This is a genomic window from Bradyrhizobium sp. 2TAF36 (assembly GCF_052114925.1).
GTDB classification, from domain to species: Bacteria; Pseudomonadota; Alphaproteobacteria; order Rhizobiales; family Xanthobacteraceae; genus Bradyrhizobium; species Bradyrhizobium barranii.
The window spans coordinates 1-11853 of sequence record NZ_JBFRFR010000138.1; the positions used below are offsets into that span (position 1 = coordinate 1).

Consider the following 11853-nt stretch of genomic DNA (forward strand, 5'->3'; position numbering starts at 1 on the left):
CGATCGCGGACACGACACGCTTGCGAAGATCCAGAGAATAAGGCTTGCCCATCCATGCTGGCCTCCAACCCAGCCAGAATGGTGAATCAGAAACACACCGATTTGGGAATCCCAAATCGATTCAACCTAACCCCATCCCGCTTTAGTGCTCGCCGCCCATCTGGGCGAGCAGCTCCTCGATATCGACATCGACCTGGCCCGCGGCCCTGACGTGACGAACTTCAAAACTGTTCGGCCGGAAGCGGTATTCGACGAGCCCGACTTCCTTGATCGCGATCCGGTCCTGGCGCTGGTCGTTGATCCTGAAGCCGGCCGACGGCGCCCAGACATGGCGGGTGTGGCGATAGGTGAAGTCGCGCCGCTGGTGCACGTGGCCGCTGGCGATGAGACGCAGGTCCACAGTCGAGAACATCTCGATCAAGCGCGCGCGTGCCGGCTGCGGCACGTAGCGAATCGAGGTCTCCGGCGTCTCGGGGTCGTCGGGCAGGTTGAGAAACATCGGCTTGTGCACGAACAGCGCGATCGGCCTGCCGTTGATGCGCRCCATTTCCCGGGACAACCAGTCGAACTGCTCAGCCTCGAATGCGAGCCCGGAATTCATCACCAGCGAGTTGAGGCCGATGAAGTGCCAGCCGGCCGCTTCGAACGACCAATGGTCTTCGCCGATGATGTCGCGGAATTGTTGGCGGTGCTTTTCCTCAACCGGCGGCTTGGGCGCAGGCCCGATCGCGGTTGGATTGTCGCCGATGTCGTGATTGCCGGGAATGTAGCAGCAGGCGACGGGCAGGGCGTCGTGCCGGCTCTTGGCGAATTCGACATCGTCGCGACTTGTCGGCCCGTCGAAGGAGACGTCGCCGGTGTTGACGACGAGGTCGGGCCTATCAGCGTCGATGTGTTCGCTGACGCGATCGAAGTTGGCGATCAGGCCGGGGAAGCGCCGGCCGAGATGGGTGTCGGAAATCTGCGTGAGGCGAAATTCGGACATGGGGTCAGCATACGCGTTGTCGCACGTCGGAACGATGACGGCGCGCGCATGCATCGCGATGAAACAAAGTTTAAAGCACGCGATAGCGGATCGTGTAGGCGTCCTGCGGCGCGACGCCGCCGGTGGCCGGCGAGGCGATGCGGTCAGCGAGGTGCCAGGGCCCGAACTGCTCGGAGCGATGCGGCTCGGYGGACWGGMGGAGGCGGAATTCGAACGTGCCCTTGCCGGGCAGGTTCACGACCAGCATGCGGTCGGCGGTGCGGTGGTTGAGCGCCACGGCGCCGCGCAGCACGGAGCGGCCATCACCGAGCTCGCGCACGCCGTCGACCAGCGCCAGCGTCTGGTTGCGGTCGGTGTGCAGCTCGATCTGGCTGTCGGACACCGCCGTCAGCGTTTCCCTGGGCATCCGGATCTCGAACTCGACCGCCGGCTTGGAGGGATTGAGGCCGAGATAGGCCAGCGCGGCGTGGCGCATGTCGTAGGCGGCGAAGGCGAACAGGGCGAGCGCGGCCAAAGTGGCGAGGCCATGCCTGACGACGTCGCGCCAGCTCCGGTAGCTCAGGCGGAAGTACACCGTCATCGCCAGCGCGACCGCGAGCGCCGCCGCCATGCCTGACAGCGCCGACATCAAGGCGCCGAGCCGGCCGTCCGCGGATTCGGTCAAAAGGCTTGGGAGGGTGTTCATGTCAGTCTCTTGGCGCTAGCTCGCCTTGCGGCCTCAAGGGGCCGAAATCGCTTTAACTATCGGCCTTTGGTCGCGGGACCGGGAACACCGGTTCAACTCGTTGATTGTCAGCGCCAGCAGTCGCGGCTAATGACGGTCCGCGGTGTTCCGCCTTACGGGAAAGTTCCGATGTCCATCCAAATGGTTTTGCTGCCTGTCTTCGTGCAGGTCGGTCTCACCTTCGCACTCCTGATCGGAATGGTACTGGCGCGCCGGCGCTCGCTGGTCTCCGGCGAGACCAAGAGCCGCGACATTGCGCTGGGCGAGCAGTTCGAATTGCCGGTGCTGTTCTACGCGCTGATCGCCCTGGCGCTGCCCTTGCGCCATGCCGATCTCTTCATCGTGCTGATGTCCTGGGTGTTCGTGGTGACGCGCTTTGCCCATGCCGGCGTGTTCGTCTCCTCCAACGATCCCGGCCGGCGCTCCACGATCTGGCTCGCGGGCGTGCTTGTGCTGCTCGCGATGTGGATCTACTTCGCGCTGAAGATGCTGTTGTTGATCTGATGCACGCATGATCCGGACCCGGAGGGCCGAGTTAGCGCAAAGTGGATACCGGTTTTCCGACAAGATCAGCGCAAAACAAAAATAGCCATTCCTGACCTGAAAGATTCAAATGACTCCCGCTGCCCGGCTGTCCGCAGCCATCGAACTGATCGACACCATCGAGAAGGACCGCGTGCCCGCGGCCAAGGCGCTGAAGGAGTGGGGCACCGCGCACCGCTTCGCCGGCTCCGGCGACCGCGCCGCCATCGCCGGCCTCGTCTGGGACGTGCTGCGCCGCTATGCCTCGAGCGCTTTCCTGATGGACGCCGACACCGCACGCGCCCGGCTGATCGGCATGCTCCGCCTCGAGCGCAACATGGACGCGGCCACCATGGGCGCGCTGTTCGACGGCAGCCGGTTTGCACCGGCGCCGTTGACCGAGGCCGAGCAGGCCGCGCTGGCCTCGCGTTCCCTCGAGGACGCGCCGGCCGCGATCGTCGGGGATTATCCTGATTGGCTCGACCCGTACTTTGCAAAAGTGTTCGGCGAGGACCGCGCCGCGGAGGCGGCCGCGATGGCGAGCCGGGCGCCGCTGGATTTGCGCGTCAACACGCTAAAATCCAATCGTGACAAGGTGCTGCGCGGGCTTGCTCATCTTCATGCGGAACCGACGCCATGGTCCGCAAACGGCCTGCGTATCGAGCTTTCGGCCGATGCACGCAACCCGGGCCTCCAGGCGGAGGAGGATTTCATCAAGGGCGCCGTTGAAGTTCAGGATGAGGGATCGCAGCTTGCGGCCAGCTTCACCGCGGCAAAACCCGGCGAGCAGGTGATCGATCTCTGCGCCGGCGCCGGCGGCAAGACGCTGGCACTCGCAGCCATGATGCAGGGCAAGGGCCGGCTGATCGCCACCGACAGCGACAAGCGCCAGCTTGCCCCGATCCACGAACGCCTGTCGCGCGCCGGCGTCCACAATGCCGATGTCCGCACGCCCAAGGGCGAGGCCGATCCGCTGGCCGACATCAGCGGCACCGCCGACCTCGTCGTGATCGATGCGCCCTGCACGGGAACCGGCACCTGGCGCCGCAACCCCGACGCCAAATGGCGCATGCGCCCCGGCGCGCTGGAGATCCGCCTGCGCGATCAGGCCGAGGTGCTGGAGCGCGCCGTGYCGCTGGTCAAGGCCGGCGGCCGCATCGCCTACATCACCTGTTCGGTGCTGGCGGAAGAGAACGGCGAGCAGGTGAGGGCGTTCGTGGGGCGCCATCCCGAATTCGCAGTCGTGCCGCCGGAGCAGACCGCAAGCGTGCTCTGGGACAAGGCGGAGGATTTTGCGAAGGCCGCGCTGCAGTCGGACGAAGGCTGGCTGATGACGCCGCGGCGGACGGGGACGGACGGGTTCTTCGTCTCGGTGCTGAAGAAGACGTAGCTCTCGTAGTGACCCTCGTAGGGTGGGCAAAGCGAAGCGTGCCCACCATTCGTAGTGTGAAAGATGGTGGGCACGGCGCGCGAAGAGCGCGCCTTTGCCCACCCTACGGCACCGCGTGTGCCGCGCCGCAGTTCCCCAAAACAAAAACCCCGCGAACCGAAGCTCGCGGGGCTTTCTAACTCGACGTTCTGCCGGTACGTCCGTGGTCAGAACGGTGCGTGGGCGTTAGCCGACGCGGAGATTGTCAGCCGACGACTTGCCGCTGCGGCGGTCGGCGACGATGTCGAACGAGACCTTCTGACCCTCGTTGAGGGAGGAGAGGCCAGCGCGCTCGACGGCGCTGATGTGAACGAACACGTCCTTCTGGCCGTCATCCGGCTGGATGAAACCATAACCCTTTTGGGTGTTGAACCACTTCACGGTGCCCATAGCCATGGGAATTTCCTTTAGTTAGTTAGAGAGGATACGCACGTGGACCGGTACGCAAAATGGCGCCCATGATCCTGTTCAGTCGATGTTTGGGGAAGTCATCTGAAGCGTGCGCGCCCGTCTGCAACGAAGCGAAGCGGCCCAGTCGTTCGGCCAAGTATCGATGATCACAATATAGCGAGAATTTGGGGCTACTTCAAGGCACCACCCGTGGGCCGGCATGTGGCGCGGCTTTGCTATTTTGCGGTGCAAATGAGCCGCCCGACAGCCCTCAATCCACGATGAAAAGCGTCGCCCCCGTGGCCGTCGAGGACCGGTGCGCGGCGTCGCCGAAGTCCGAGACCTGGTAGCTCATCCCCGCCGTCAGCTTGAATTTCCGCCCGTCGCGCAGCTCGCTGTCGAGCTCGCCCTCGAGCACGTAGAGCACGTGGCCGCGGTCGCACCAATGATCGGCGAGATAGCCCGGCGAATACTCGACCATCCGCACCCGGAGATCGCCGATGTTGAGCGTCCGCCACTTGGCCTGCCCGGTCTCGCCGGGATGCGTGGTGGCCTCGACCTTGCTCCAGTCGGTTACGGTGAAGGGGGAGGCGGGGAGTTTCATGGGTGGTGATCCTGTCTCAGAGCCGGCGGGCGCAGTGTTAGCGCACGCTCGTCCGGCAGTCTCCGTCATTGCGAGCGATCCTCGGTGTCATCGCCCGACTTGATCGGGCGATCCAGTATTCCAGAGGCCGCGCCGTGATGCGGAAAAGCCGCGGCGTACTGGATTCCCCGCTTGCGCGGGGAATGACAGCGGTGGATGGGGCGGCACCGTCTGCACACGATAAGCGCGTGGCCGACAGCAATGCGCGCAAGCGTCAATGCACCAAATGGTTCGCCGACCCCTGCACGATCAGCCCCGCATCATTCACCCGCAGATATTCGCAAATCCGCTTGCCCCGCTCGTTCTCGTAAAACACCACGACGCTATCAGGGCTGACGAACAGGTCGATCAGCGCAAAATGCAGCTCCGGCAACAGGGCGAGCGCCTTGCCCCAATACGCCCGCAAGGCGTCCTTGCCGCGCACGGTGCCGCTGGAATCGAACCCCATCGCGGGGATGCGGTCCGAGGTCATCACGGTGTCCTCGGCGTAGAGCGTCAGCACGCGCTCGAGATCCCGCGCGTTCCAGGCCTCGACCCAGGTCCGGCCGAGCGCGGCGAGCGTCGATGGCTGATGGTGCTGTGGCATGGCGTTCTCCCCTGATTGCCCCCTGTTTGGCGTGAGGGCATATTAGGTCAATAATACTGACCTATATCCATTTGTCCATGCCCAAAGAAGAATGTGGGCGCGCGCATCGCGCGGTTGCGGGCAGGGGCACGGTCGCGTATTTGCTGGCCATGACAGCAGCACAGAACGACCGCTCCGCGTCGACGCCCTCGGTGGCCTCGGCGCACGACAAGATTCTCATCGTCGACTTCGGCAGCCAGGTGACGCAGCTGATCGCGCGTCGCGTGCGCGAGGACGGCGTCTATTGCGAGATCGTCCCGTTCAACAAGGCCGAAGAAGCCTTCAAGGAGATGAAACCCAAAGCGGTGATCCTCTCCGGCGGCCCTGAGTCGGTGCATGAGGCCGGCTCGCCCCGCGCCCCGCAACTGATCTTCGCCTCCGGCGTGCCGGTGCTCGGCATCTGCTATGGCCAGATGACCATGGCGGAGCAACTCGGCGGCACCGTCGAGGGCGGCCATCATCGCGAATTCGGCCGCGCCGATGTCGAGGTGAAGGCGCCGAGCAAGCTGTTCGAGGACGTCTGGTCGCCGGGCGGCAAGAACCAGGTCTGGATGAGCCATGGCGATCGCATCACAAAAATGCCGCCGGGCTTCTCGGTGGCCGGCACCTCGCCGAACGCGCCGTTCGCGATCATCCAGGACGAGGCGCGCAAGTACTACGGCCTGATGTTCCACCCCGAAGTGGTGCACACGCCTGACGGCGCCAAACTGATCCGCAACTTCGTGCGCAAGATCGCCGGCCTCTCCGGCGACTGGACCATGCGCGCCTTCCGCGAGGAGGAGATCGCGAAGATCCGCGCCCAGGTCGGCAAGGGCAAGGTGCTCTGCGGCCTGTCCGGCGGCGTCGATTCGGCCGTCGCGGCCGTGCTGATCCATGAAGCGATCGGCGACCAGCTCACCTGCGTGTTCGTCGATCACGGCATGCTGCGTCTCGACGAAGCCAAGACCGTGGTCGACCTGTTCCGCCACCACTACAACATCCCGCTCGTGCACGTGGATGCCTCGAAGCAATTCTTGGGCGAGCTCGAAGGCGTCACCGACCCCGAGACCAAGCGCAAGACCATCGGCCGCCTCTTCATCGAAGTGTTCGAGGCGGAGGCCAAGAAGATCGGCGGCGCCGACTTCCTCGCGCAGGGCACGCTCTATCCCGATGTGATCGAGAGCGTCTCCTTCACCGGCGGCCCCTCGGTGACGATCAAGTCGCACCACAATGTCGGCGGTCTGCCCGAGCGCATGAACATGAAGCTCGTCGAGCCGCTGCGCGAGCTGTTCAAGGACGAGGTGCGCAAGCTCGGCTATGAGCTCGGCCTGCCCGAAATCTTCGTCGGCCGCCACCCGTTCCCGGGTCCGGGCCTTGCCATCCGCTGCCCCGGCGACATCAYGAAGGACAAGCTCGACATCCTGCGCAAGGCCGACGCCGTCTACATCGACCAGATCCGCAAGCACGGCCTCTACGACGACATCTGGCAGGCCTTTGCCGTGCTGCTCCCGGTGAAGACAGTGGGCGTCATGGGCGACGGCCGCACCTACGACTATGTCGTGGGCCTCCGCGCCGTCACCTCCACCGACGGCATGACCGCCGACTTCTACCAGTTCGACATGAAGTTTCTCGGCGAGACCGCCACGCGCATCATCAACGAGGTGAAGGGCGTGAACCGGGTGGTGTACGACGTGACCAGCAAGCCACCTGGGACGATTGAGTGGGAGTGAGGGGGAGTCGTCGAAGATTAGTCGTAGCTACCGAAGGAAGTTGGGAGAACTAGCCGTTGATCCGTCACAAGGCAGCAGACGTCACCATCTTGGGGCCATGCATAAATGCCATGTGCCCAAAGTATCCTTTCAAAATGGCGACTAAGTCTTACAACCATCGACATGTTTAGTCCGGCGGAATCTGTTTCGTAGACGGCTGCCAGATCTCGCCCGAACAATTCTAGCCATTTATCCAAGCCACGGGATTGCAGACGCACCGGCAAATCGTCCCCCTCAAATCCCTGGCCCTCCGACAGGCCCGCACGGTGGCCTAGCCAGTCAGCTGCATGCTGTAAGATCGCAGAGATGCATTCGACGGATCGCCGCGTCACATTGCCTACATCACCCGTCTTCTGACTGAGTACGCGTTCCTCAGCTAACTTACGTTCCGTGAATTAGATGCTGGTGATCACGAGTTCGGCATATCTTTGTCCCATGTCTGGTGCGAGGAAGGCGCTTTCGCGAGCGCTGAACCATCCACAAGGTGTCATTGCAACGGCCGAGTGCAGTTGAGCAGCTAAGAGATCTGGGGGCATTTCGCAGCGTTGATCGGCGAAGAGCGTGCTGTGTGCTACAATCACCAACATCTTCGCTACGATATAGAGCCCGCTAGCCCTCGTCTCGTCGTCGTCGGAGAGGCAAGCTTGCGCAACGTCCGCATTGAGAACAATCTGTTGCTTCCTCGTTCCATCGCGTTGCAGGCTGACTGTTCTGGCTATACCTGCGCCATATTCAAGGGCGTCGCTCTTTGCAGGTGGCAATTCGGGGGCGCCTCGGTCTAAGCAAGCAAGCGCCGCTCCATAGTCTTTGGCGATCGTGAAGCCATCGAGGTTTTGCAGGGGAAGCCGCCGGCGTGAGAGTTCTGCTACTATGACCTGAAATACCTCCCCTAGCTGCTTGGCAAGCGCTTCATCGCCGAAGTCCGCAAGACGGATAGTATACTTGAAGTCAAGTAGTTCGAAGTCATTGCTGTGAGAGCGCGCAGATATCTCTGGAGTGGACACTCCTTCCATGCTGGCGCTATCCATTGCTAGCTCGATCGCTTGTCGAACCGCAGTCATAGGGCCCGATCCAATCAAGGCGACAACATCATTGTCATATGGGCGTGCGCCGATAAAGAATGCCTCGCTGCAAGCAGCGGCGCGGTGGTTCAAGGTGGTTAGATCTAATCGATCCTCATTTGCGGCAACACCTATGAGGATGCGCTCTCTCGAAATCGGCAGCGCCAATCGACGGACGTCTGCCGCGCGCGAGAATAAAAGCGGCACAAGACGTTCGTTGGCCTCGGTAGCTAGCGCAACACAGTCAGGCAAAATTAGATCCTCGCCAGCTTCGACCGTCCAGGACAAGCTTGATAAGGCTGTCACCCATGCATTATCGCCAGACGAGGTTTGAAGGATTTCATTGTGCGCGTCGCGTATCTTGCTTGTTAGATCGCCGAATATATGTGGAAGAAGTGGTGCGAATGATTTTGTGATGTTGCGCACTATGTCATCCCCGTTTTCTCTCACCAGGAACGACATTATTCGTTCCGTGAACGGGATTGGAATTCCGCTAGAAGCAAGTTCAAATGCCTTGCCCCGAATGCTTTCGGTGACGCGTGGTGCAATTTCATAAGAATTGAACCCAAACATTCTCTCCAAACTCGAAGGATCTGAAAAGATTGATTGTATCTTTTCGGACACGCTCGAAAATCCCTTGGACATCAATGTTCGGAGGTGATTGGTGCGCATTACAAGGTGAACCACAAAGTGCGCGGCAATGTCGGAATTGACAGCGCTCCCGATTGGTGTCGCGCGCAGGTCGTTGATTGTGCCGCTAAGGTCGCTCTCGATGTTGGTAATGATATCATCGAGCGTCAGTTCGCCTCCGGACGACTCTTTTGAGTAGAACCATTCTTCGACGCCGACGTCACGAATGCTAACAAGCCTGGGTTCGATTGGTCGTCGGTGAAGCCAAGTTCGTTCAGCTTGTTGACTGGGATCGTGAAGAAAGCCGCGCTGGAGCAGCCGCGGAACATAGTGTTGACGCTTGCCGGCCATAGTGCCCTTCGTTCCAGAATCATCCTTCGGTCGAATAGTATACCGTATGCCGCTAGGGGTGGTGCAATCTCCATCACCGGTAGTAAGGCCGTTGATCTCGCCCGCGCCCCGCCGCCCAATTTGCCGCACCTCCGCTGTGAACCATCACACACACACGCTCACATCAATCATGTGACAAAACGCCTGCTGTGATTGTGGCGGCCAACCCCGACCACATCAGCTCCAGATGAGCTGCGTACGTCAGAACGACATGTTACTCCTCCGTCGGGCGTCTCCCCCGCTCTTGGAACGGCGCCGATACGCCGATTACTGCTCCTTCCTAAACAAGTCCTGGAAGATGAGCTGGCCCCAGATGCGGCCGCGTGCGTGCACCAGCGCGCCACCCTCGTTGAGCTTTCCCAGCTTGACGGGGGCGAAGCCGAGTTGTTTGGCCAAGGCCGCCACGGGAGCGGTCGCGTCCTCGTCGTCACCAGACAGGAAGACGACCCGGTGCCCGCCCTCGACGATTGGATCGGCAGCCAGGGTGGCCGCAACCAGGTGATTGAAACCTTTCACGAGCTTGGCGCCGGTGAACGCCTTCGCGACGAAGGCGGAGGACGGGAGACCGTCCAGCTCCTCAGGGGGAACCAACGCGTTCATCGCGTCGATGATCGTCTTGCCTTTCCAGCTCGGCAGGGCCTTCGCAACCTCGCGATGCTCCCCGAACGGGACCGCCAGGATGATCGTGCCGGCCTCGAGTGCTTCCCGCAGCGACTTGGCGACGACCGTGGGGCCAATCGCCCGAGCCTGCGGCGCCAACGCCTCGGGCGGCCGGCGGCTCGCGACTGTTACCTCGATGTTCTTACGGGCGAAGGCGCGGGCGAGGGCCTGGCCTACCTTGCCGAATCCTATGATTGCGTAACTCATCATGTTTCTCCGATTTTCAGATGGCCGAGAAGCCGCCGTCGACAGACAACTCCACCCCGTTCRCGAAGCTGGAATCGTCTGAAGCAAGAAACAGCGCGACCGCCGCAATTTCCTCTGGACGACCCATCTTTCCTCGCGGGATCAGGGATTCGAACATCCGCTTCGCCTCCTCGGTGAGAACCTGGTCCTGCATCGGCGTGGCGATCGGCCCCGGGCTCAGCACGTTCACCCGGATATTCCTGCCCTTCAGTTCGTTGAGCCAAGTGCGTGCGAATGAGCGCAACGCCGCCTTGCTCGCCGCATACACGCCGTAACCGGGAAAACCTTTCACCGACGCAACCGACCCGGTCATGAAGATCGATCCGCCATCGCGAAACAGCGGCAACGCCTTCTGAACCGTGAACAGCGTGCCGCGCGTATTCAGGCCGAAGGCCGCATCGAAATGCTGCTCGGTAATCTCGCCCAGTGGGACGGCTTCGCCGATGCCGGCGCTCGCGTACAGGACGTCGATCTTGCCCTTGTCCCGCTTGACCGTGTCGAACAGACGGTCGAGGTCGTCGAGATTGGCCGCGTCGCCGCGCACGCCGGTCACGTTCCGGCCGATCAGCCTGACGGCCTCGTCGAGCGCCTCCTGCCTTCGGCCCGTGATGAAGACATAGGCGCCTTCTTCAACGAACCGCCTGGCGCTCGCCAGCGCCATGCCGCTCGATCCACCCGTGACGACTGCAACCTTACCTTCAAGCTTTCCCATGACTTCTCCTTTGAGACTCCGCCTTTGGTCGTTCGGGGAGGCCCCCGAGGACCTCGACATAGGTCCGTCGTCGTCAGGCGTTGAGTGCGGAAGCGCGCACATCGGTGGTGCGAAATCGATCCGGCTGGACGATTGACGCCAGCCGCGACGATCGCTGTCCGCCGTCCGGAATTGGGCCGCGCCTGGCGGCATGGGCTATGATCACCGCCCGTGCTACCCAGATACGAGATGCTGTTCGATGTGTTGGACACGGGCACTGGAAGGCGCACCCCGGCGGTGCAGGATTGCACCATGATCGACTGGGACGACGTTCGCTACTTTCTTGCCGTCGCGCGCGGAGGCTCGGTGCGGGCCGCCGCCGAGCGCCTCGGGGTGAACCATTCAACCGTGTTGCGACGCGTCGCCCAACTGGAGGAACGGCTCGGGGCGCTCATGTTCGAGAAGCTGCCTTCGGGTTACCGCCTGACGGCTGCAGGGGAGGAGGTTCTCGAACTTGCGGACCAGATGGAAGCGTCGTCGCACCAGCTGGAGACGCGCGTCTTCGGCCGCGACCAGAGCGTGCGCGGGCTTCTGCGGGTGACGCTGGCACCGCCGCTGGCGACACACCTGCTCATGCCTGATTTCGCCGACTTCGCGCGTCTGCATCCGGACATCGAGATGGACATCCTGTCGTTCGGCGAGCTGGCAAATCTGACCAACCGAGAGGCCGACGTCGCGATCCGCGTCGTCTACGACCGCAAAACCCTGCCGCTCAATCTTCACGGCCTGAAGGGACCGGAGCTGTTCGGCGGCGTCTACATGTCCCGGGATCGACTAGCCGCGTGGCGTGCAGGCGCGCCTGATCCTATCAGGTGGATCGTCATCAGCATTCATGGAATTCCGGATTGGGCCAGCGAGGGTGAGGTTCGCGCCGCCGAGGTTCCGTTCAGGGTCACAGATGCCGGGGCGCAGATCGTTGCTGTACGGCAAGGGCTCGGGATCACGACGCTGCCGTGCTTCGTCGGAGATGCCGATCCCTTGCTGGTGAGGGTGCCGGGCACCGACCTGCACATGTACGGAACGCTCTGGCTTCTCACACAGGGGGAGAC

General features: G+C 62.4%; 12 protein-coding genes. 4 read left to right on the forward strand and 8 right to left on the reverse strand.

The genetic code is table 11. The annotated features are described in order from the left end of the window. Nucleotides 1-142: 142 nt before the first annotated feature. Together AB4Z51_RS41985 and AB4Z51_RS41990 are read right to left on the reverse strand one after the other, a co-directional pair. Complete coding sequence (locus AB4Z51_RS41985; RefSeq protein ID WP_441499515.1) at nucleotides 143-985, reverse strand: metallophosphoesterase family protein; 843 nt, start codon at nucleotides 983-985, stop codon at nucleotides 143-145. A 70-nt stretch (nucleotides 986-1055) separates the two neighbouring features. Beyond that, complete coding sequence (locus AB4Z51_RS41990) at nucleotides 1056-1670, reverse strand: acriflavin resistance protein (protein ID WP_441499516.1); 615 nt, start codon at nucleotides 1668-1670, stop codon at nucleotides 1056-1058. A gap of 168 nt (nucleotides 1671-1838) precedes the next feature. Between AB4Z51_RS41990 and AB4Z51_RS41995 the strand changes: the two genes are divergently transcribed. Then, nucleotides 1839-2213, forward strand: a complete 375-nt coding sequence (locus AB4Z51_RS41995; protein ID WP_063986431.1) for an MAPEG family protein — start codon at nucleotides 1839-1841, stop codon at nucleotides 2211-2213. Nucleotides 2214-2322: 109 nt separating this feature from the next. Continuing rightward, nucleotides 2323-3621: an RsmB/NOP family class I SAM-dependent RNA methyltransferase gene (locus tag AB4Z51_RS42000; RefSeq protein ID WP_441499517.1), complete on the forward strand. Its 1299-nt coding sequence runs from the start codon at nucleotides 2323-2325 to the stop codon at nucleotides 3619-3621. Nucleotides 3622-3846: 225 nt separating this feature from the next. On the opposite strand, the gene AB4Z51_RS42005 is transcribed toward AB4Z51_RS42000, so the two are convergent. The 3 genes from AB4Z51_RS42005 to AB4Z51_RS42015 all read right to left on the reverse strand — a co-directional run bounded on the left by AB4Z51_RS42005 (nucleotide 3847) and on the right by AB4Z51_RS42015 (nucleotide 5279). Further along, nucleotides 3847-4056: a cold-shock protein gene (locus tag AB4Z51_RS42005; RefSeq protein ID WP_008141931.1), complete on the reverse strand. Its 210-nt coding sequence runs from the start codon at nucleotides 4054-4056 to the stop codon at nucleotides 3847-3849. A 265-nt stretch (nucleotides 4057-4321) separates the two neighbouring features. Then, complete coding sequence (locus AB4Z51_RS42010) at nucleotides 4322-4654, reverse strand: DHCW motif cupin fold protein (protein ID WP_063983785.1); 333 nt, start codon at nucleotides 4652-4654, stop codon at nucleotides 4322-4324. 253 nt (nucleotides 4655-4907) lie between these two features. After that, nucleotides 4908-5279 carry a nuclear transport factor 2 family protein gene (locus AB4Z51_RS42015; RefSeq protein WP_441268239.1) on the reverse strand — a complete coding sequence of 124 codons (372 nt, stop codon included), beginning with the start codon at nucleotides 5277-5279 and terminating at the stop codon, nucleotides 4908-4910. A 149-nt stretch (nucleotides 5280-5428) separates the two neighbouring features. On the opposite strand from AB4Z51_RS42015, the gene guaA reads away from it, so the two are divergent. Further along, nucleotides 5429-7027, forward strand: a complete 1599-nt coding sequence (gene guaA / locus AB4Z51_RS42020) for a glutamine-hydrolyzing GMP synthase (protein ID WP_441499518.1) — start codon at nucleotides 5429-5431, stop codon at nucleotides 7025-7027. Nucleotides 7028-7461: 434 nt separating this feature from the next. Here the strand turns inward: guaA and AB4Z51_RS42025 are convergent, their stop codons facing one another. From AB4Z51_RS42025 to AB4Z51_RS42035, 3 genes are all read right to left on the reverse strand, one after another. Then, nucleotides 7462-9108 (reverse strand): DUF4238 domain-containing protein, encoded by a 1647-nt coding sequence (locus tag AB4Z51_RS42025; protein WP_441268237.1) that lies wholly within the window; start codon nucleotides 9106-9108, stop codon nucleotides 7462-7464. 306 nt (nucleotides 9109-9414) lie between these two features. Further along, the gene (locus AB4Z51_RS42030) at nucleotides 9415-10014 is read right to left on the reverse strand and encodes an NADPH-dependent F420 reductase (protein ID WP_441268236.1); all 600 of its coding nucleotides are present in this window, start codon (nucleotides 10012-10014) and stop codon (nucleotides 9415-9417) included. A gap of 16 nt (nucleotides 10015-10030) precedes the next feature. Further along, a complete protein-coding gene (locus tag AB4Z51_RS42035; RefSeq protein WP_441499520.1) occupies nucleotides 10031-10765 on the reverse strand; it encodes an SDR family NAD(P)-dependent oxidoreductase in 735 nt (244 codons plus the stop codon). Between the two features lie 291 nt (nucleotides 10766-11056). Here AB4Z51_RS42035 and AB4Z51_RS42040 point away from each other — a divergent pair. Then, nucleotides 11057-11853: LysR family transcriptional regulator (locus AB4Z51_RS42040; protein ID WP_441499519.1), on the forward strand; the 797-nt coding region annotated here is incomplete at its 3' end.